This window comes from Novosphingobium sp. BL-S-32, assembly GCF_056857055.1.
In genome coordinates, this window is record NZ_CM166476.1 from 1,745,192 (window position 1) to 1,765,325 (window position 20,134).

Sequence of the window (20,134 nt, forward strand, 5' to 3'; positions counted from 1 at the left end):
GCGAGAGCAATTGCGCGACAATTGCCCGATTGACCTGCACGCCCCGGGCAAATACGATCCAATGTATATCACAAATGCAGACGACTCCGATCTGCACCGCGACAGGAGAGCGAAGCCATGGCCACGGCAACTCTGGACACCGAACCCGACTATTTCACCGACCACGCGGTGCTGCTGGACCCTTACGACTATTTCGAACGCCTGCGCGCCCACGGCCCGGTCTGCCGCATGCCGGGCCGCGACATCCTGCTTGTCACCGGCTTTGCCGAGGCGCTCGAAGTGCTGCTGGACGCGCGCGATTTCTCCTCGTGGCTCAATCCCGATCCGCTGACGCCGCTGCCCTTCCCGGTCGAGAGCGACGATATCGCGGCCCAGCTGGCCAGCCATCCCAGCACCGAGATGGAATTGCTGGTGTCCTACGACGGTGACCGCCATGCCGCCGCGCGGGCCCTGCTCAACCCGCTGTTCGTGCCGTCGCGCCTCAAGGCGAACGCCGCCTTCATGCGCAGCTATGCGCAGGACATGGTGCAGGAGATCCTGGCTCGCGGAAGCTGCGAACTGGTGGGCGAAGTGGCAACACCCTTCGTCACCATGGTCATTGCCGACCTGCTGGGCGTGCCCGCCGAAGACCGCGAGGCGTTCCGCGCCCTGATCGACGCCGCACCGCCTCCGGGCAACATGGATGCCGGCAATGACGGCCAGTCGATCCATCCCCTGCTGGCGATGGCGGGCTACTTCGCCCGCTATGTGGCCGAGCGCCGGTCCCAGCCGCGCGACGACGTGATGACCGAGATGGCGCTGGCCACCTACCCCGACGGCTCGACGCCGGAGGCCATGGAAGTGGTCAAGTCCGCGATGTTCCTGTTCGCGGCCGGGCAGGACACCAGCGCGAAACTGATCGGCAATGCGCTGCGGCGGCTTGCCGAAGACCAGCCGCTCCAGCAGCTCCTGCGCGAGGATCCCGCGAAGATCGGGCCGTTTCTGGAAGAAGTGCTGCGCCTCGAAGGTTCGACCAAGGCGACCTTCCGCATCGCCGCCCGCCGCACCAAGATCGGCGACGTGGAAGTGGCGCCCGGCCAGCGCATCGTCGTGTCGCTATCGGCCGCCAACCGCGATCCGCGCCGCTGGGAAGATCCCACCGCTTTCGTGATCGGCCGCCCGCGCATCAAGGAACACCTCGCCTTCGGACGCGGCGCGCATACTTGCGCCGGGGCGCAGCTTGCCCGCGCGGAAGTGGCGGTCCTGCTCGAATGCCTGCTCGCCGCGACGCAGGCGATCACGCTGGATGCAGCCCACCACGGCCCCGCCGACGCGCGCCGGGTGGAATACGAGCCCAGCTACATCATTCGCGGGCTCGCCGATCTACATCTGAAATTGGCGTAAGGGGGATGGGGCCGGGTGTCGTTTCACCCGGCCCCATCCCGGCCAGACGACGTCGCCCCCGCGAAGGCGGGGGCCCCGCTGCCTTGCGTCCAGCCCGAAGATAAGCGGGGTCCCCGCCTTCGCGGGGACGACGAGGGTTGGTGATGCGAACGTGGAGGATGTGAAGGAAGGGCTGTCGCAGCTTCGGAAGCCTGCCCTTTCGTCATTGCGAGCGTACCGAAGCAATCCAGGGCGGTTTATGCGGCTCTGGATTGCTTCGGTACGCTCGCAATGACGAAGATGAAGAGGCGCCCCTTCATGCCCCGTCGGTTCGGCTATCGTAGAACGCGCGACTCGCCTCGATCGACGGGCGATTGGAGACTGCCCAGGCCCCCAGCGCCTTGACTGGATCCGCCAGCGAGCGGCCGAGATCGCTCAGCGCATATTCGACGCGCACCGGAACGCTGGCGTGGACGGTCCGCACCACCAGCCCGTCACGCTCCAGCGCCCGCAGGGTGCGAGAGAGCATCTGCTGCGAAATGCCCTCGATCCCGCGCTTCAGTTCGTTGAAATGGCGATTGCCCTCCAGCAGCGTCATCACCACGAGCATCGACCACTTGTCGCCGACACGCGCGAGAATGTCGCCGACCATGCGGCAACTGCGGGCGGAATGGACGGCTTCGACGACAGGCTCGATTGCCTCGGCGGGCTCAAGGGTAGTCAGCTTCACGTTACCTGGTCCTGAAAAAATGCGCTCTTGGCGGGCGTCGCAGTGCAACATAACTAGGGACCAGTCACTTTTCCAGACCCCGTCATTTTTCCGGACTGAGGTACCTCCCCCATGAAGCTTCTCCATCTCGATTCCAGCATCCTTGGCGAAAATTCGGTCAGCCGCGCCGTCTCCGCCGCCATCGTCGCCACGCTCACGCAGGCCGATTCCTCGCTGGAGGTCAGCTATCACGACCTCGCCGCAGAGGCGCTGCCGCACCTGACGCTCGACGTGCTCGGCAACCCCGATGGCACCCCCGAACTGGCCGAATTCCTGGCCGCCGACGTGATCGTAATCGGCGCCGGCATGTACAACTTCACCATCCCCAGCCAGCTCAAGGCGTGGTTCGACCGCGTGCTCGTGGCCGGCAAGACCTTCCAGTACACCGCCGAGGGTCCGCAGGGTCTGGCCGGCGACAAGAAGGTCTTCGTGGCCCTGTCGCGCGGCGGTTTCTACGGTGAAGGCCAGCCCGGCGCCGCTGTCGAGCATGCCGAAAGCTACCTGCGCGCCGTGCTCGGTTTCGTGGGCATCACCAACCCCGTGTTCGTGCTGGCCGAAGGCATCGCCGTTGACGCCGAAACCCGCGAAAAGGCGGTCGCGGCCGCCCTCGCCGAAGCCGGTGCGCTGGCCGTTCCGGCCTGATAGCTGAACTTCATGCCACCGGGCGCGCGGTTTCCCGCATGCCCGGTGCGCATTTGACCGCTGGAAATTCTTCCAGAGGCTTGGTAATCGGCCGATCCATGAGCACGCAGCCCGAAACCGTCATCACCGATTCCCACCGCGTTTCCTGCGACGGGGCCACCGACATCCGCTCGAACGGGACCTACAAGGCCTCCGCGCTGGGCCATCCGCGCGTCTGGCTGGAGATCGACGAGAAGGGCTATGTCGAATGCGGCTATTGCGATCGCCGCTTCGTCCTGAAGGACGGCCCTGCCGACCAGCAGGCCGCCTGATCGTTTCGTTTTACCGGGTCGGACAATGGGTCCGCCCGGTACCTTTCCCCGTTTCCTGACCCGACCTCTTTCGTCTCTTTCATTGCCTCCTGCCGGGCGCACCCTATATCCCGGTGCATGACCGGCCTCGATCCACGTTCGCTCCTCTACCGCCAGCTTTCGCCCGAAGAGGCACAGGCACTCGCCCGCGAGACCCTGCAACGCTGCGAGGACGGCGAACTCTACATGCAATTCATGGCGACCGAGGCCTTCGGCTTCGACGACGGACGCCTCAAGACCGCCGACTATTCGCGCGATGCCGGCTTCGGCCTGCGCGGGGTGACGGGCGAGATGACCGGCTTCGCCCATGCCAATGAGATTTCCGCCGCCGCCATCCGCCGCGCCGGCGAGACGCTGCAATTGCTCGATCCTGCCACCGGCCAGCGCCCCGGCCCGCCGCCGCGCAGCAACCGCCACCTCTATACCGATGCCTCGCCGCTTGACCTCGTGCCGTTCGAGGACAAGGTGCGCCTGCTCGAACAGATCGACGCCGCCGCCCGCGCGCGCGACCCGCGCGTCTCGCAAGTCAGCGCCAGCCTGACCGGCCAGTGGTCGGTGATCGAGATCGTGCGGCCCGACGGCTTCATCGCCACTGACGTACGCCCGCTGGTGCGCCTCTCGGTCTCGATCGTCGCGGAAAGCAACGGTCGGCGCGAGACCGGCTCGTTCGGCATGGGTGGCCGCCACCTGTACGACACGCTGTTCGATCCGGCGAACTGGAACCGCGCCATCGACATCGCGCTGGGGCAGGCGCTGGTGAACCTGGAAAGCATCGATGCCCCGGCGGGCGAGATGACCGTTCTGCTCGCGCCCGGCTGGCCCGGCGTGATCCTGCACGAAGCGGTCGGCCACGGCCTTGAGGGCGATTTCAACCGCAAGGGCACCTCCGCCTTCTCCGGCCGCATCGGCGAACGCGTGGCGGCGCCGGGCGTGACGGTGATCGACGATGGCTCCATCGCAGACCGGCGCGGCTCGCTCTCGATCGATGATGAGGGCACGCCTACGCAGGAAACCGTGCTGATCGAGGACGGCATCCTCAAGGGCTACATGCAGGACCGCATGAACGCGCGGCTCATGGGCACCATCTCCACCGGCAACGGCCGGCGCGAGAACTATGCCTATGCCCCGCAAGTCCGCATGACCAACACCTTCATGAAATCCGGCAACGACGATCCCGCCGAACTGCTGGCGCGGATGAAGAACGGCATCTTCGTGAAATCGATGGGCGGCGGCCAGGTCGATATCGTCTCGGGCAAGTTCGTGTTCTCGTGCAACGAGGCCTACAAGGTGGAGGACGGCAAGCTGGGCGCCGCGATCAAGGGCGCCACGCTGATCGGAGACGGCCCCACCGTGCTCACCCGCGTCACCGGCATCGGCAACGACCTTGAACTCGATCGCGGCGTGGGCATCTGCGGCAAGGGCGGCCAGAGCGTTCCGGCGGGCGTGGGCCAGCCGACGCTGCTGGTGGAAGGCATCACCGTGGGCGGCACGGCCTGACGGCGAACCGCCCCTTACGTACGACGGTCATTGAGGGTTAAGCCTGTCCGTGGCATTGTTTTCACAAGGGCGGGCTATGTGGAAGGTAAGACCATGACATTGAAACATGTCGTTGCAGCCGCGTTGATGACGGCCAGCCTCGTTGCCGCACCTGCCGCCGTTTCGGCCCGGCCGAAGCTGACCGGCGAAGAACAGCTCGCCAAGACCCTCACCGGGCGCGAGGCGGGCAAGCCGGTGACCTGCATTCCGCTGAACCAGTCGAACGACTCTCAGGTGATCGACAAGACCGCGATCGTCTACCGCATCGGCGGCACGCTCTATGTCAATCGGCCGACCAATGCCGACAAGCTCGATTCGGACAATATCCTCGTCACCAGGCTGTCTTCCAGCCAGCTCTGCCGGCTCGACACGATTCAGCTTCGCGACCGCACGAGCGGCATGTGGAACGGTTTCGTGGGGCTGCAGGACTTCGTACCCTATACCCGCGTCAAGCAGCCGGCCCCGGCTCCCGCCCCAGCCCCCGCCGCGAACTGAGCGATTACCAGCGTCCCCTGAGGAAGGCGGCCGGGACTTCGATCTTCGGTCGCCTTCTGCGTTGTGGGCTGGTTGGCTTCACGCGCCGTCCAGACGGCGCCCCAGCGTGACCACGTCCTGCGTGGCATAGCCGATAGCATCGTAGAAGCCGAGCGCCGCCCGGTTGTCGCCCCTGACCATGAGTTGAACCTTCGGGCATCCCCGCGCGATGAGCCATGCCTCGCAAGCCGTCATCAGTGCGCGCGCCACGCCCTGCCCGCGCCATTCCTCGCGCACACCGAGATAGTAGACCCAACCGCGATGCCCGTCGAAACCGACCATGGCAGTGCCCGCCAGTTCGCCCTCGCCGTCGCGCGCCAGCAGGATCGCGCTCGTTTCCCCCCGGCAGGCCAGATTGAAGTCCGCATCCGGATCGTTCCACGGCCGGGTCAGCCCGACGGCGTGCCAAAGCGCGACGACAGCCTCGCGATCGGCGGCACCGGCCTCGACGATGCTTCCGCTCACCCCCGCACTCCCCGTTGTTCGATAGTCATGACCCCAAGCGTGCCGCCAAAATCCCGGAAAGCAAGGAAATCCCGCGCCGTCCGCGAAGAAGCCCTTCCCCTTCGCCGATGCCTGCCTATCTTCGCCATACCCGATGGAGACCCCGCAATGCCGCTGTACCGTACCCCGATGCCCTCGCCGGTCGGCGAACTCACGCTGGTTGCCAGCGATGGGGGGCTCGTGGCGGTACTCTGGGAAAACGACGATCCCCGCCGTGTCCCGCTGGATGGCCTCGTCGACGGCGCCGGACACCCCGTCCTGACGCAGACCGAAAGCCAGCTCGGCGACTATTTCGCGGGGCGCCGCACGGTGTTCGACCTGCCGCTGGACTTTCGCGGCACCGATTTCCAGAAAAGCGTGTGGCACGCGCTGCTGACGATCCCCTTCGGCGAAACCCGCAGCTACCGCGAGATTGCCGAGGCCATCGGCCGCCCCACCGCCAGCCGCGCGGTGGGCGCCGCGAACGGGCGCAATCCGGTATCGATCATCGCCCCCTGCCACCGCGTCATCGGCAGCAGCGGCAAGCTCACCGGCTTTGCCGGCGGACTGGAAGCCAAGGCCTTCCTGCTGGATCTGGAGGGCCCGGCCCTCCTGCTCTGAAAAAGCGAAGAGCCGGGCGTAAACGCGTCAACGGATGCGCTTGACCTGCGGCAGAAGATAGCTGCCGTCGAGTATGGCCTGGGTCGGCACATAGGCGCGCAGCAGCAAGGCGAACTGGTCATCGGGGGCGGGAAGCCAATTCGCCTTGCCCTCGGCATCGGCGGGCTCCTCGTGAGAGAGCACCAGCGTCAACGACCCATCGGCGCCGAACGCCAATTCGTTTGCGTCGAGATTGACCGTACCGATGTTGTGCCGGCCATTGGGGCTGGTGGGCATCATGAAATAGTCGCGATCGTACATGGTCAGGGACCAGAAGCCGCCTTTGGCCGTGTCGATCGGCGGCAATTGCCCTTTCTCGAAGCGCACCGTGTAGCGGTAGCGCCCCTGCAGCAATGCCCCATCGGCATCCGTCCCGCGGATCAGGTAGATCGCTTCGCGGTAGTGATTGACATAGATGTAGATCACCGCCGCCAGCGCCCGCCCGTACCAGTCGGTGCCCCAGTCGCCGCCATTTTCCTGCCGCTGCCAGCCATTGCCGGCATCGGTGCCCACCTGATCGTAGCGCGCGCCTTCGTAAAGCTCGGCATCGGCGGCCAGCGCGGCCCGGTCCAGCAGCGCTTTCCAGCGCGGATCGCTCTTGCGCAGGCCCAGCAGGGTCCGTGCCTGATCCGCCATGGCCGCATCGTTCACGCCCACCTTCGGATTGGCGTCCAGGGCCTTTTCCAGATCGTCCCAGAATCTCTCGCCGTGAACCGGCCGGATGCGCAGCAGATCCGGATCGGCGGCCAGCATCTCGGCAGTCAGCCCGGCGGGATAGACCTTGTTGCGCGCGCTTGCCTCGCAATCGAACTGGCGCCGCCCCGGCGCATCCGCGCTCAACGGATAGGCCCCCATCTGGTTGAGCACGGCCCGCGCTCTGGCCTTGCCCTCCGGCGTGCGCGCGGCAAAGCTGCGCGCCATGGCCACGCCGATGTTCGTGGGGGAGCGCAGCACGTCCACGAACCCTTCGGGTGTGCTGCCCTGCCAATCGGGGCCCACCCACAAGTACTTGCCCGCCGGCGTCGCCGAGGCGGAGCCGAGTTGGTGCGTCACCGTGGTGAAGGCATTGACGATCTGGATCGTCCAGTAGTGGCCTTGGGGAACATCGTCCGGCGTCTGGATGACCACCGGCTCATCGCCCAGATCGGCGAAGCAGGCACCGTAGATCGTGTCGTTATTGGGCGTCACCACCTTGCGCTGGCTGGCGGGCAGATAGTCGTCGACATAGCCCATCCAGTTCTTGGGACTGCCGGGAAACAGCCCCATCGCCATTCCGGGCCCGTGCCCTTCCATAAGCGCCCAGGTACTGCTCCGCCCCACGGTGTTCACCAGCGGATGCCCCCAGACATAGACCACGCGGGCCAGCGCCTCGACATAGTGCTCACTGGTCAGGCTGGCGGGAACGCCGCCGCCGTTGGCCAGCCCCGGATTGGCCGGCGTGAACTGGCGGATGAGATAGGGCGCCTTTGAAGGCGGGGGCGGCGTGTCGACCATGACGGCAATCTCCTGGCAATCGCTTGCCGGAGCCTATCGGCCTTCGTTGAAGGCAATCATTGGGAGGAACCCGCAAAACACGGCGTACTATCCCCATCGGTAACAGGCCAAAGCCGCGCCATCGGGAGCCCTCTCCGCAGGGCCGAGGGTTTCACCCGATGTTTTTGGCTTTGGCCGCGAGGGAAACAGGGCGGAACGCAGGAGAATATGATGGCCGCTGATTCCCCCCGTCCGAACATCGTCGCGATCATGATCGATGACATGGCGCCCATGGACCTATCCGCCTACCACCGCGGCCTTGGCGCGGTGAGCACGCCCAACATGGACCGTCTGGCCCGCGAGGGCATGATGGTTTCCGACTACTACGCGCAGCCCAGTTGCACGGCCGGGCGCGCCGCGTTCCTCACCGGGCAATACCCGATCCGCACCGGCCTCACCTCGGTCGGCCAGCCCGGCGCCAAAGTCGGCCTTCAGGACGGAGATGTAACGCTGGCCGCGCTGCTCAAGGATCTGGGCTATGCCACGGCATTGTTCGGCAAGAGCCATGTGGGCGACCGCAACGAGTTCCTGCCGACCGTCCACGGTTTCGACGAGTTTCGCGGCTTTCTCTATCATCTCAACATGATGGAGATGCCCGAGCAGCCCGATTTCCCCACAGACCCGAATTTCGCCGGCCGTCCGCGCAACATGATCCACGCCCGCGCGAGCGACAAAGACGATCCGACGGAAGATCCGCGTTGGGGCCGTGTCGGCAAGCAGACGATCGAGGATCTCGGCCCGCTGACCACCGAACGGATGGGCACGATCGACGACGAGTTCACCGATGCTTCGATCGAATACATCAAAGCGCAGAAGGCAGCCGGAAAGCCTTTCTTCCTGTGGCACTGCCCTTCGCGCATGCACCAGCAGATTCACGTTTCGCCCGAATGGTTCGGCAAGAGCGGGCACACGCCGTATTTCGATGCGGTGCTGCAACTCGATGGCCTGATCGGCAAGCTGCTCGATACGCTGGACGAGGAAGGCCTGACGGACAACACCATCGTACTGCTGACTTCGGACAACGGCATCAATCTGGCGCATTGGCCAATGGCCGGCACCGCATCGTTCCGCGGCGAGAAGGGTACGACGTGGGATGGCGGCTTCCGCGTTCCCATGCTGATCCGCTGGCCGGGCAAGATCGCCGCGAACAGCTGGACCGGCGAGTTCATGACCAGCGAGGATTGGGTGCCGACCTTGCTGGCCGCCGTGGGCGAGCCGGATGTGAAAGAGCAGCTCGTCGCGGGCAAGACCATCGGCGGGACCGACTACAAGGTCCATCTGGATGGCTACAACCAGATCGACATGCTGACCAAGCCCGACGGTAAATCGCAGCGCCGCGAATTCTTCTTCTTCGCGGAAACGGAGCCAACCGCCCTGCGCGTCGATAACTGGAAGGTCCATATCGCGATCAAGGACAAGTGGCTCGATGCGGCCACCAAGATTCCGGGCGGCCTGGTGATCGACATCAAGGCCGATCCGTTCGAACGCAGTCCCGATACCGGCGGCCAGTTCCTCTGGATGAAGGAAAAGAGCTGGATCATGCCCGAACTGACCGAGCCGATCGCCCGCTTCGTGCAGAGCCTGCATGACTTCCCGCCCTCGCAGAAGGGAACCGGCATCGGCATGGCCGCGGTTCTTGCGGGAATGAAGGACCACACGCCTAGCGACTGAAGGCGCGCATGAGCGGGGCTTTGGCCAAGGCCAAGCCCCGCTGTCAGGTCAGGTCGAAATCCAAAAAGCAAAAGCGTGGTCCGTTCATCCTGAACCGGACCACGCTTTTGCTTTGGTCGTCGCGGAGGGCTCCGGCGAACTTGAGCGGGCGCTAAACCTCGCTCTTGTGGAGGCGCTTGAGGAACGGGACCGCGATCAGCGTATTGACCACCGCCGCCAGAATGATCGCGGCGGGTGCCAGCTTTGCGTCCGGAAAGCTTGTCGTCGCGATGCCGATCGCGACACCGGGGTGACGGGCAGCGGAAGCCAGCGCCAGCACGGCCCGGTTGTCCCGATTGTCTCCGGCCAGAAACCAGCCGGCGGCCAGCCCGACCAGACTCATCGCGACCAGCGCCACGATCGTCCCGTCCCCGAGCAATTTGCCGACGGCCGGCGCCAGCGCGACCAGCAGGGACAGCACGCTGACCGCAAACAGGACGTTGGCCACTTTGCTGAGGGGCCCCGAGACCGCCCCGGCCCTTGCGTCACCCAGCACGCGCTGGCCCAGCACGCCCAGCACCAGCGGCAGAGCGATCGTCAGCCCCAGCGTCGTCGCCATGCCGGCGCGCGACACCTGCATTTGCAGGCCAAAAATCTCGCCTATCAGCGAAAGGCCGATCGGTGCCAGCACCAGCGAGGCCAGCGCCGCGGCGACCAGAAGACCGGAGATGTACGATGCGTCGCCACCGGCCTTGGCCTGCTTGCGGGGCAAGAGAGGCGGCACCGGCGAAAAGGCCAGCGCCACCAGCGCAACTTTCACCGGGCCCTTCAGATCGAAGACATCCGCCATGATAATCGCAACGACCGGCACGATGACGAACATCGCGATCACCGCGCGCAAGCCCAGCCGCCATTCGCGGAACAGGTAGAAGAAATCCCCCGCTCTTGCCCGCAACGCAAGGGAAAGAACGGTGAGCATCACGCTCAGCAAAACGAGCAGCTTCATGGCCTGCACGAGAGTCATGTCGGTCTCCGATCCGGTCCGAAGGCGCGTGCGCCGGGCGATCGGCATGGTTCGCCCGGCGCCGCGATGATGGGCTTTGCCTGTTCCCGAAAGGTCACTCGATATGCTGGGCGAACGCCAGGTAGCGCTCGTGCAGTTCGTCTTCCTCGCTCTGGCTGAGATTGCGGGCGGCCAGCTTGATGTCCACCCGCTCGATCTTGCCGCCCTTGAAGGCGAACGGCGGCTTGTAGGCATCCGACACCGGCGATCCGCTGTCCGCGCCGACCCCGAAAGTATCGATGCCGAACCGGCCTGCGACGGTCTGTTCGATACGGCCCCGGCCGACTTCCTCGCCATTGAGCAGCAGCACGGCCTCGCCGCCCTTGCCCAGCCCGCCGCCGTCATAGGCGAAGGCGACTTCGATGGTCGACTTGCCCTTGGGCAGCGGCTTGCTGGACACGACGTTCAGCCGCACCTTTTCGAAGAAGTTGTAATGATAGACCGGCTTGCCATCGAGAATGTAGATCGCATACCCGGCCGAACCTCCACCTGCCGCCAGCAGCACGCCTTCGGCTTTGCCGGAGTCGTTATCCACGGCCACCTTGATGGAGTGCGAGCGGTTCTTGGTATTGGGCGATGCCGTTTCCGGCAGCCGCGCCGCGCCTTCGAAATAGGTGAATTCGGTACGGTTCGGATCCGCGCCGCCGGGTGACGGCTTGGGTTCGGCCAGACGGCCGGCTCCGCGATCGTCGAGCGGGTAGACGTTGTATTTCTCCGCTTCCTCGTCGAAGATCCGCTTCAGTTCCTCCACCTTTTCCGGGTGCTTGGCGGCCAGATTCTTAGCCTCGCTGAAGTCCTCGTCGATGTTGTAGAGTTCCCAGGTGTCGTTTTCCCAGTGGCCCGGCGCGAAGTCCTGCCGCCATGGGAACGTGTGCTGGGCGCAGGCGATCCAGCCTTTGTCGTAGATCGCCCGGTTGGAGAATATCTCGAAATACTGGCGTTCGCGCACGGCATGGGCATCGGCACTGGCGAAAGTCGACTGGATGGAAACGCCGTCCATCGGCTTCTGCTCGACGCCGTTGACGTAATCCGGCGCGGGAATGCCGGCCGCCTCAAGCAAGGTCGGCACGATATCGATCAGGTGGCAGAATTGCGGCCGCAGACCACCCTTGTCCTTGATCTTGTCCGGCCACGAAATCACCATCGGATTGCGCGATCCGCCGAAGTGGGAGGCGACCTGCTTCACCCACTGGAACGGCGCGTTGCCACACCAGGCCCAGCCCAGCGGATAGTGCGGCTCGGTATCCGGGCCGCCGATCTCGTCATAAGCGGCCAGATTGTCCTCGATCGACGAGGGGATGCCGTTGAGGTTCATCACCTCGTTCACGGTCCCGGTCATGCCGCCTTCGGAACTCGCGCCGTTATCGCCGACGATATAGATGATGATGGTATTATCCGCATCGGGCATTTCACGCACGGCGTCGATCAGGCGGCCGCATTCGTGATCGGCGAAGGACAGATAGCCCGCAAAGTTCTCCATGAACCGCGCGAACAGCTTCTTCTCGTCGGCCGAGAGGCTGTCCCAGTCCTGCACCCAGTCCGGCTTCGCCGTCAGTTCGGTGTCCGGCGGGATGATGCCGGCGGCGAGCTGCCGCTGGTAGGTTTCCTCGCGGACCTTTTCCCAGCCCTTGTCGAACTGGCCCTTGAACTTGTCCCGCCACTCGGCAGGCGGATGATGCGGCGCGTGGGCCGCGCCCGGCGCGAAGTAGCAGAAATAGGGCTTATCGGGCGCCACCGACTTCGAATAGCGGATCCAGTTGATCGCGCGGTCGGTCATGTCGGTCTGGAAATGGTAGCCTTCCTCGGGCGACTTGTCGGGCTCCACGGCGACGGTGTTCTCGAAGAGGACCGGGTAGTACTGGTGGGTTTCCCCGGCGATGAAGCCATAGAAATAGTCGAAACCCATGCCGGTGGGCCAGCGGTCGAACGGCCCGGCGACGCTGCTCTCCCAGTCAGGCGTATTGTGGTTCTTGCCGAACCAGCTGGTGGCGTAGCCGTTTTCCTTGAGGATGCGCCCGACCGTCGAGGTCGATTGCGGGATCATGTTGTTGTAGCTGGGAAACCCGGTTGCCCATTCCGACAGGAACCCGGTGCCGCAATTGTGGTGATTGCGCCCGGTAATCAGCGCCGCGCGCGAGGGGCCGCAGATCGCCGTCGTGTGAAACCGCGTGTAGCGCAATCCGGTGCCCGCCAACTTGTCCAGAACCGGCGTCGGCACCGGCCCGCCGAACGTGCTCGCCTGGCCGAAGCCGACGTCATCGAGCAAGATCAGCAGGACATTCGGCGCCCCCTTGGGAGGTTTGGGCAATTCCGGCCACTGGCTTTCCGATTCCTGGTAGGTCTTGCCGATCTTGCCGGTGAACGGCGGCCGGGGAAGCGGGAGATGGCTGCGATCGATGTCGGGCATGGGGCTGCTCACGTCGTGGGAGGTGAGCGCTCATCCTGACGTGTTCGACTGCCGCAGATATCGGGAATGTCCCTGACCATGCCGGGGGCAGGACCTGAAAAAGGGGCAACCAAGCCGCAGAACCGGACGGGTCCGTGGGCCGGCCGATCCGATCTCGGCGCGCGCGACTTCAATTATGGCCGGAGATAGACCTTGCCTGCTTCGAGGCGCTCACCTGAAATGCGGATGCATCGCCGGGGCCCAAACGGAAAAAAGCCCGCATCCCTGCGGGCTTTTTCCGTTTTCGTGCTGCTAGCTACCAGTCGGTGCCAGACGCCAAATCATTCCCACTCGATCGTGCCCGGCGGCTTCGAGGTGTAGTCATAAACCACGCGGTTGATGCCCTTCACCTCGTTGATGATGCGGGTGGCCACGCGTGACAGGAACGCGGCGTCGAACGGATAGATATCCGCCGTCATGCCGTCGGTCGAGGTCACGGCGCGCAGGGCGCAGACGTTGTCGTAGGTGCGGCCATCGCCCATCACGCCCACGGTCTTGACCGGCAGCAGCACCGCGAAGGCCTGCCAGATCGCGTCGTAGAGACCCGCGTTGCGGATTTCCTCAAGGTAGATCGCATCGGCCTTGCGCAGGATGTCGCAGCGCTCGCGCGTCACTTCGCCGGGGATGCGGATCGCCAGACCCGGTCCGGGGAACGGGTGACGGCCCACGAAGATCTCGGGCAGGCCCAGTTCGCGGCCCAGTTCGCGGACTTCGTCCTTGAACAGTTCGCGCAGCGGCTCGACGAGCTTCATGTTCATGCGCTCGGGCAGGCCGCCGACGTTGTGGTGGCTCTTGATCGTCACCGAGGGACCGCCGGTGAACGAGACCGATTCGATCACGTCCGGGTAGAGCGTGCCCTGCGCCAGGAACTCGGCGCCGCCGATCTTCTTCGCCTCGTCCTCGAAGACGTCGATGAAGGTCTTGCCGATGAACTTGCGCTTGGCCTCGGGGTCGGTGACGCCGGCAAGGCCGTTGAGGAACAGCGTCGATGCGTCGACGTGGACCAGCGGGATGTTGTAGTGGCCGCGGAACAGGCTGACGACCTGCTCGGCCTCGCCCATGCGCAGGATGCCGCCGTCGACGAAGACGCAAGTGAGCTGGTCGCCGATCGCTTCATGGATCAGCAGCGCGGCCACGGCGGAATCGACGCCGCCCGACAGGCCGCAGATCACGCGGCCTTCGCCGACCTGGGCGCGGATCTCGTCGATCTTGGTCTTGCGGAACTCGGCCATGGTCCAGTCGCCGGCAAGGCCGCAGACATGGCGCACGAAGTTCTTCAGCAGCTTGCCGCCGTCAGGCGTGTGCACGACTTCGGGGTGGAACTGCATCGCGTAGATGCGCTTCTCGTCATTGGCGATCACCGCGAAAGGCGCGCCTTCGCTCGATGCAACGGGACGGAAACCGGGGGCAAGGCTGGTCACCTTGTCGCCATGGCTCATCCAGACCTGATGGCGCTCGCCCTTGGCCCAGAGGCCGTCGAACAGCGCGCAATCGTCGCCGATTTCGATGAAGGCGCGGCCGAATTCGCCCGAATCGCCCGCCAGCACTTCACCGCCAAGCTGGTGCATCAGCGATTGCTGGCCATAACAGATGCCGAGCACCGGCAGGCCGCTATCAAGGATTTCGGCGGGAATGCGCGGGCCATTCTCGTCCAGCACCGAAGCGGGCGATCCCGAGAGGATCACGCCGGCCGGATTCATGCGGGCGAAGGCTTCCTTCGCGGCGTTGAACGGGGCGATCTCGGAATAGACGCCGGCCTCGCGCACGCGGCGTGCGATAAGCTGGGTCACCTGGCTGCCGAAGTCGACGATCAGGATAGAATCGGAACTGTGGCCCGGAGTCCGGGCGGGAGTCTGGTCAGTCATGGCCGGCCACTATAGGCAGAGGCCGCAGGTGTCCAGTGGAGGCGCGCATTCCTGCGAGGATTTGCGGTTAACCCGCTCCCGGCGCTCTCTCTTGCGAGCAACGTTGCAAAACATGCACGTAATTTTGTTGCTTTGTAATTTGCAAAAATTCCCCGCTGGCGTAATTGGGATTCATGACCGGGCGACGTGACCGCACGGTTAGCGATAAGCCAAAAAACGTAAGTTTGCAGGACAAGCCATAAATTCGCGGATGCCCCTCCCGGCATTCGCTGCTGCCGTGGGCGCTGGGTGTGTGCCCTGCGGCGGAAGTTCATGCACCCTCCCGGCATGGGCGAACCACACATGGCGAAGGGCGGCTCCCCAAGGGGCCGCCCTTTTTGCATCCGTTTCGGCGTCATCACGGGCGGCAAAACAGCCCGGCGGCGATCATGCCCGCGCGTCTGTCCCAGTCTTGTGGAAAAGCCCGCCCCCTCAGCCGGTTTTGCTTGGGTTCCTCGCCCCCAAACCCTATATGCTCGATATGGCTAGCTCCGACGACACCCGACCCGACAACGCCCGGCCCGACAACGGCAAGAACCAGAACAGCTACGGCGCGGATTCGATCAAGGTCCTGAAGGGCCTTGACGCGGTCCGCAAGCGTCCGGGCATGTACATTGGCGACACCGACGACGGCTCCGGTCTTCACCACATGGTGTTCGAAGTCTCGGACAACGCGATTGACGAGGCACTGGCAGGTCACTGCGACCTCGTGCTGATCGAACTCAATCCCGATGGCTCGGTCTCGGTCGAGGATAACGGGCGCGGCATTCCCACCGGCCTCCATTCCGAGGAAGGCGTCTCGGCGGCCGAGGTCATCATGACCCAGCTCCATGCCGGCGGCAAATTCGAGAACACTTCGGACGACAACGCCTACAAGGTGTCCGGCGGCCTCCACGGCGTGGGCGTCTCGGTGGTGAACGCGCTTTCCGAATGGCTCGAACTCACCATCTGGCGCGACGGCAAGGAGCACTGGATGAAGTTCGCCAACGGCGATGCCGTGGCGCCGCTCAAGATCGTCGGCGATGCGCCGAAGGTCAGCCAGAACCCGGACGACAACGGTTTCAAGAAGGGCACGCGCGTAACCTTCCTCGCCTCGACCGAGACGTTCAAGAACGTCACCGAGTTCGACTTCGACAAGCTGGAACACCGCTACCGCGAACTGGCCTTCCTAAACTCCGGCGTGCGCATTCTCCTGCGCGACAAGCGCCATGAGGAGGTCAAGGAACACGATCTCTATTACGAAGGCGGCATCGGCGCTTTCGTGAAGTACCTCGACCGCAACAAGCAGCCGCTCATGCCCGAACCGATCTCGATCGGCGCCGACAAGGACGGCATCGGCATGGAAGTGGCGCTTGAGTGGAACGATTCGTACTACGAGAACGTCCTGTGCTTCACCAACAACATCCCGCAGCGTGACGGCGGCACCCACCTTGCCGCGTTCCGCGCCGCGTTGACGCGCACGCTCAACGGCTATGCCGAGCGTTCGGGCCTGCTCAAGAAGGAAAAGGTCTCGCTTTCGGGCGACGACATGCGCGAAGGGCTCACCGCGATCGTCTCGGTCAAGCTGCCCGACCCCAAGTTCTCGTCGCAGACCAAGGACAAGCTGGTCTCCTCCGAAGTGCGTCAGCCGCTCGAAGCGCTGATGGCGGACAAGATGAGCGACTGGCTGGAGGAAAACCCCGGCCACGCCAAGACCATCATCCTGAAGGTGATCGACGCCGCCGCCGCCCGCGAAGCCGCGCGCCGCGCCCGCGAATTGACCCGCCGCAAGGGCGCGATGGACATCGCCTCGCTGCCCGGCAAGCTGGCCGACTGCCAGGAGCGCGATCCCAGCAAGTGCGAACTGTTCCTGGTCGAGGGTGACTCCGCAGGCGGTTCGGCCAAGTCCGGGCGTGACCGCAAGACGCAGGCGATCCTGCCGCTCAAGGGCAAGATCCTCAACGTCGAGCGCGCGCGGTTCGACCGCATCATCTCGTCGAAGGAAGTGGGCACGCTGATCCAGGCCATGGGCACGGGGATCCGCGACGACTTCAATCTTGAGAAGCTGCGCTACCACAAGATCGTCATCATGACCGACGCCGACGTCGACGGCGCCCATATCCGCACGCTGCTGCTGACGTTCTTCCACCGCCAGATGCCGGACATCATCCGCGCCGGGCACCTCTTCATCGCGCAGCCGCCGCTCTACAAGGTCGCCAAGGGCCGCAGCGAGGTCTACCTCAAGGACAACGCCGCGCTCGACCGCTATCTGGTCGAGGCCGGGACGGCCGGCCGCGTGCTCGAAACCTCGGGCGGCGCGCGCATGGGCCCCGACCTTGCCATCCTGGTCGAACACGCGATCCGCTTCCGCAACCTGATGGCCTTCGTGCCGCGCCGCTTCGATCCCACCATTATCGAGGCGCTGGCACTTTCCGGCGCGTTCGAGCCCGATCTCTCCCCCGCCGACCGCAACGCCGCGCTGGAACGCACGGCCAAGTGGCTCGATCGCGGCGATCTCGAGGCCCGCTGGTCCGCGCGCATGACCGAGGAAGGCAACTTGGAAATCGAGCGCCTGTGGCGCGGCGTCACCGATCACCACAAGATCGAAGGCGCGTTCCTGGCCAGTGCCGAGGCCCGCAAGCTCGCCCGCCTTTCGGCCGAGAATACCGACGTCTACGCCGGTGCCGCCCGCTTCACCCGCGCCAGCGCCGTGGTCGAGAGCGAAGCGACCGAAACCGAAGACGAAGCCGCCGCCACCCGTCCGGTGCTGGGCGCCGATGCGATCACGCGCCCGCTGCAATTGCTGGACGCGGTGCTCGCCGCGGGCCGCAAGGGCCTCTCGATCCAGCGCTACAAGGGCCTTGGCGAGATGAATGCCGATCAGCTCTGGGAAACCACGCTCGATCCGGAAAACCGCGCCCTGCTTCAGGTCAAGGTGGAAGACGCCGACGTCACCGACGAGATCTTCACCCGCCTGATGGGCGACGTGGTCGAACCGCGCCGCGAATTCATTCAGGAAAACGCTCTCAACGTCGCCAATCTCGACGTCTGAGCCACTGGCTCATCCCGTTCCGCAACGCATCGGTCGATGCGTTGCGGAACGGGCCTTGAAGGGTCAGTCCGTCTGCGCCCCGCCGTCCACTGCGGACGGGTCCATCCACATCACCTCCCAGACATAGCCGTCGGGATCTTCGACATGGCGGTTGTACATGAAGCCGAGGTCCTGCACCGGATCGGGATCGGCGGTGCCGCCTGCCGCCGCCGCGCGGTTCACGATTGAATCGACATCGTCCCGGCTCTCGGCGGACAGTGCGATCAGTGTCTGACTGCTGGTCCGCGCATCGCCGATCGGGCGCTTGGTAAATCCGCCGTAGTAGGCATGAGTCAGCAGCATGACGCCGATGGCGTCCGAAAACATCACGCAAACGGCATCTTCATTTGAGAACTGCGGATTCACCGTCCCGCCCAAAGCGACGTAGAAAGCCGAGGAGGCCGTCAGATCGCGCACGGGCAGGTTCACGAAGATCATCTTGGGCATGGTCCACACCTCCGCCTTTCAGGGAATGGTCCCGGCCGGGCCGGAACCGCGACATTTGCTAACATCGCGGCGCGAAGCTGTCTCGGCATATCCATCGGGGATGGCCGCATTTTTCGCCGCCCCGCCTGCTGACAAGCGCGCGGCGGCCTCCTAGCATCGCTCCCCTGAAACGGGGGAAATCATGACGAAACTGGGTCGAAGCGCATTCGTTCTGGCGCTTCTGGGCGGAACCGCGCTGCTTGCCGCAGGCGCGCAGGCACGCGACATCGGCGAAACCGTGGCGAAGACACTGCCGCGCCTGCAATCGACGATGAACGGCAATGACTGCAACGGCGCGCTCAAGCTGGTTTCGCCGATCCTCGCCCGCAAGGACTTCACCACGCTCGAACCCAAGCAGCAGGCCCCGGTCCTGCTGGCGGCAACGCTGTGCGAGGGCGACACCAACAAGCTGGAGCCGGCGCTGGTCCATGCCCGGATGCTCACCGCCCTGCCCGGCGCGCCCGATGTCGCCTGGCGCATTCGCTACGGCGTCGAGATCGACACCGGCCGCAACGAGGATGCCGTGACCACGCTGGAAACGGTGATGAAGAAGCCTTCGGCGGCGGCGACGTTCGAGAACGAGTGGATTTTCGCGCTGGCCCGCAAGCTCGCCGCGACGCCCGACGATCCGGCCTATGGCCGCCTGACCGCGCTGGTGAGCGCCGACGATTTCGCACCGGCACAGTATGAATTCGGCTTCGACGGAATGCGTCTGGCCCACGCCCGCCAGCTCGCCAAGGACGGCAAGCCGGACCAGGCCAAGGCGATGCTGGGCAAATTGCGCCTCGGCTCCGCCATGCGCGATGCCAGCCTCGATCCGGTGCTGCGCGGCCTGCTACCGGCCGACTTCAAGCTGAGCGATGCCTATCGGCACGAAGTTTCGGTGCTGGAGAAGATGAGCCTCGAACGGCCCGGCCTCCTGGCCTTGCCGATCGATCTTGCCGCGACCCAGCGCGCGCTGGGGCAGGGCGACAAGGCGCTGGCCACGCTCGAAGCCGCGCGGCCGGACGGCGCGCTGGCCAAGCAGTTCTCCGACCGCAAGGACCGGATCAACTGGTGGTGGGACGGCATGGCACGGACCTACGAACAGCTCGGTCGCTACGACAAGTCGGTAGAGGCCTATCAAGCCGCCATCGCACTGGGCGAATACGGTAAGCCCAATTTCAGCCAGACGATCAACCTTGCCTATCTCCACATTCGGTTCGGCCATCCGCAGGACGCGATGACGGTGCTTGCGCCGTTTGCCGATCAGCCCGTCGCCATAGCCAGCCCTTACGGCATGATGGAGTTCCACCTCGCCCATGGCTGCGCCGCGCAGGCACTGGGGCAGACCGACGCCGCGAATGCCGACCTCGCCTACGCCGTGGCCCATGCGAAAGATCACCCCGAAGCCTTCACCGACCTGCAACTCTGCCTGGGACGGATCGACACGGCAGCGGCGGCGATGATTGCCCGGCTGAACGATCCCACGCTCCGCATTGATGCGCTTGCCCAGCTTAGCGACTATCGTGCGCTTCCCGCCGGAGCCCCACCGGGACCATTCGAGGCCGGAATGCAAGTGCTGCGCGGCCGCGCCGATGTGCAAGCGGCCATAGCGCGCGCCGGCGGCACCCGGCATTTCGACATCTATCCGTCCTCGCTCTAGC

Annotated in this window: 16 protein-coding genes; 9 read left to right on the forward strand and 7 right to left on the reverse strand. The window is 65.0% G+C overall.

The window, feature by feature from the left end; translation table 11 throughout:
* The first annotated feature begins 117 nt into the window (after positions 1-117).
* Positions 118-1,383, forward strand: coding sequence for a cytochrome P450 (locus AC1VVK_RS08065; RefSeq protein WP_482905049.1), 1,266 nt, complete (start codon positions 118-120; stop codon positions 1,381-1,383).
* A 295-nt stretch (positions 1,384-1,678) separates the two neighbouring features.
* Here AC1VVK_RS08065 and AC1VVK_RS08070 read toward each other — a convergent pair whose 3' ends face one another.
* Positions 1,679-2,092, reverse strand: a complete 414-nt coding sequence (locus AC1VVK_RS08070) for a winged helix-turn-helix transcriptional regulator (RefSeq protein WP_482905050.1) — start codon at positions 2,090-2,092, stop codon at positions 1,679-1,681.
* A 111-nt stretch (positions 2,093-2,203) separates the two neighbouring features.
* Here AC1VVK_RS08070 and AC1VVK_RS08075 point away from each other — a divergent pair, with 111 nt between their 5' ends.
* The 4 genes from AC1VVK_RS08075 (at position 2,204) to AC1VVK_RS08090 (ending at position 5,154) form a co-directional block, all read left to right on the forward strand.
* Complete coding sequence (locus tag AC1VVK_RS08075) at positions 2,204-2,773, forward strand: FMN-dependent NADH-azoreductase (RefSeq protein ID WP_482905051.1); 570 nt, start codon at positions 2,204-2,206, stop codon at positions 2,771-2,773.
* Positions 2,774-2,871: 98 nt separating this feature from the next.
* On the forward strand, positions 2,872-3,084 hold the full coding sequence (locus tag AC1VVK_RS08080) for a zinc-finger domain-containing protein (RefSeq protein ID WP_132390095.1): 213 nt from the start codon (positions 2,872-2,874) through the stop codon (positions 3,082-3,084).
* 117 nt (positions 3,085-3,201) lie between these two features.
* A complete protein-coding gene (gene tldD / locus AC1VVK_RS08085) occupies positions 3,202-4,620 on the forward strand; it encodes a metalloprotease TldD (RefSeq protein WP_482905052.1) in 1,419 nt (472 codons plus the stop codon).
* 93 nt (positions 4,621-4,713) lie between these two features.
* On the forward strand, positions 4,714-5,154 hold the full coding sequence (locus tag AC1VVK_RS08090; protein ID WP_482905053.1) for a hypothetical protein: 441 nt from the start codon (positions 4,714-4,716) through the stop codon (positions 5,152-5,154).
* A gap of 78 nt (positions 5,155-5,232) precedes the next feature.
* Here the strand turns inward: AC1VVK_RS08090 and AC1VVK_RS08095 are convergent, their stop codons facing one another.
* Positions 5,233-5,658, reverse strand: coding sequence for a GNAT family acetyltransferase (locus tag AC1VVK_RS08095; RefSeq protein WP_482905054.1), 426 nt, complete (start codon positions 5,656-5,658; stop codon positions 5,233-5,235).
* Between the two features lie 147 nt (positions 5,659-5,805).
* Between AC1VVK_RS08095 and AC1VVK_RS08100 the strand changes: the two genes are divergently transcribed.
* Positions 5,806-6,297 carry a methylated-DNA--[protein]-cysteine S-methyltransferase gene (locus tag AC1VVK_RS08100; RefSeq protein WP_482905055.1) on the forward strand — a complete coding sequence of 164 codons (492 nt, stop codon included), beginning with the start codon at positions 5,806-5,808 and terminating at the stop codon, positions 6,295-6,297.
* A 27-nt stretch (positions 6,298-6,324) separates the two neighbouring features.
* Here AC1VVK_RS08100 and AC1VVK_RS08105 read toward each other — a convergent pair whose 3' ends face one another.
* Complete coding sequence (locus AC1VVK_RS08105) at positions 6,325-7,830, reverse strand: DUF1254 domain-containing protein (protein ID WP_482905056.1); 1,506 nt, start codon at positions 7,828-7,830, stop codon at positions 6,325-6,327.
* A gap of 210 nt (positions 7,831-8,040) precedes the next feature.
* Here AC1VVK_RS08105 and AC1VVK_RS08110 point away from each other — a divergent pair, with 210 nt between their 5' ends.
* Entirely contained in the window at positions 8,041-9,540 is a 1,500-nt protein-coding gene (locus tag AC1VVK_RS08110; protein ID WP_482905057.1) for an arylsulfatase, read from the forward strand.
* A 151-nt stretch (positions 9,541-9,691) separates the two neighbouring features.
* Here AC1VVK_RS08110 and AC1VVK_RS08115 read toward each other — a convergent pair whose 3' ends face one another.
* The 3 genes from AC1VVK_RS08115 to guaA all read right to left on the reverse strand — a co-directional run bounded on the left by AC1VVK_RS08115 (position 9,692) and on the right by guaA (position 14,893).
* Positions 9,692-10,543 (reverse strand): hypothetical protein, encoded by an 852-nt coding sequence (locus tag AC1VVK_RS08115; protein ID WP_482905058.1) that lies wholly within the window; start codon positions 10,541-10,543, stop codon positions 9,692-9,694.
* 94 nt (positions 10,544-10,637) lie between these two features.
* A complete protein-coding gene (locus AC1VVK_RS08120) occupies positions 10,638-12,989 on the reverse strand; it encodes an arylsulfatase (protein ID WP_482905059.1) in 2,352 nt (783 codons plus the stop codon).
* 320 nt (positions 12,990-13,309) lie between these two features.
* Entirely contained in the window at positions 13,310-14,893 is a 1,584-nt protein-coding gene (guaA, locus tag AC1VVK_RS08125; RefSeq protein WP_132390072.1) for a glutamine-hydrolyzing GMP synthase, read from the reverse strand.
* A gap of 520 nt (positions 14,894-15,413) precedes the next feature.
* Here guaA and gyrB point away from each other — a divergent pair.
* Complete coding sequence (gene gyrB, locus AC1VVK_RS08130; protein WP_132390070.1) at positions 15,414-17,963, forward strand: DNA topoisomerase (ATP-hydrolyzing) subunit B; 2,550 nt, start codon at positions 15,414-15,416, stop codon at positions 17,961-17,963.
* 63 nt (positions 17,964-18,026) lie between these two features.
* Here gyrB and AC1VVK_RS08135 read toward each other — a convergent pair whose 3' ends face one another.
* On the reverse strand, positions 18,027-18,449 hold the full coding sequence (locus AC1VVK_RS08135; protein ID WP_482905060.1) for a VOC family protein: 423 nt from the start codon (positions 18,447-18,449) through the stop codon (positions 18,027-18,029).
* A 181-nt stretch (positions 18,450-18,630) separates the two neighbouring features.
* Here AC1VVK_RS08135 and AC1VVK_RS08140 point away from each other — a divergent pair, with 181 nt between their 5' ends.
* Positions 18,631-20,133 (forward strand): hypothetical protein, encoded by a 1,503-nt coding sequence (locus tag AC1VVK_RS08140; RefSeq protein ID WP_482905061.1) that lies wholly within the window; start codon positions 18,631-18,633, stop codon positions 20,131-20,133.
* Position 20,134: the final 1 nt, after the last annotated feature.

What these genes read in the sequence shown, in the direction of transcription:
- guaA (WP_132390072.1), bottom strand. Translation starts at nt 14,893, where the DNA reads ATGACTGACCAGACTCCCGCCCGGACTCCGGGCCACAGTTCCGATTCT.
- gyrB (WP_132390070.1), top strand. Translation starts at nt 15,414, where the DNA reads ATGGCTAGCTCCGACGACACCCGACCCGACAACGCCCGGCCCGACAAC.
- AC1VVK_RS08065 (WP_482905049.1), top strand. Translation starts at nt 118, where the DNA reads ATGGCCACGGCAACTCTGGACACCGAACCCGACTATTTCACCGACCAC.
- AC1VVK_RS08080 (WP_132390095.1), top strand. Translation starts at nt 2,872, where the DNA reads ATGAGCACGCAGCCCGAAACCGTCATCACCGATTCCCACCGCGTTTCC.
- AC1VVK_RS08110 (WP_482905057.1), top strand. Translation starts at nt 8,041, where the DNA reads ATGGCCGCTGATTCCCCCCGTCCGAACATCGTCGCGATCATGATCGAT.
- AC1VVK_RS08135 (WP_482905060.1), bottom strand. Translation starts at nt 18,449, where the DNA reads ATGCCCAAGATGATCTTCGTGAACCTGCCCGTGCGCGATCTGACGGCC.
- AC1VVK_RS08115 (WP_482905058.1), bottom strand. Translation starts at nt 10,543, where the DNA reads ATGACTCTCGTGCAGGCCATGAAGCTGCTCGTTTTGCTGAGCGTGATG.
- AC1VVK_RS08105 (WP_482905056.1), bottom strand. Translation starts at nt 7,830, where the DNA reads ATGGTCGACACGCCGCCCCCGCCTTCAAAGGCGCCCTATCTCATCCGC.
- AC1VVK_RS08090 (WP_482905053.1), top strand. Translation starts at nt 4,714, where the DNA reads ATGACATTGAAACATGTCGTTGCAGCCGCGTTGATGACGGCCAGCCTC.
- tldD (WP_482905052.1), top strand. Translation starts at nt 3,202, where the DNA reads ATGACCGGCCTCGATCCACGTTCGCTCCTCTACCGCCAGCTTTCGCCC.
- AC1VVK_RS08075 (WP_482905051.1), top strand. Translation starts at nt 2,204, where the DNA reads ATGAAGCTTCTCCATCTCGATTCCAGCATCCTTGGCGAAAATTCGGTC.
- AC1VVK_RS08100 (WP_482905055.1), top strand. Translation starts at nt 5,806, where the DNA reads ATGCCGCTGTACCGTACCCCGATGCCCTCGCCGGTCGGCGAACTCACG.
- AC1VVK_RS08140 (WP_482905061.1), top strand. Translation starts at nt 18,631, where the DNA reads ATGACGAAACTGGGTCGAAGCGCATTCGTTCTGGCGCTTCTGGGCGGA.
- AC1VVK_RS08120 (WP_482905059.1), bottom strand. Translation starts at nt 12,989, where the DNA reads ATGCCCGACATCGATCGCAGCCATCTCCCGCTTCCCCGGCCGCCGTTC.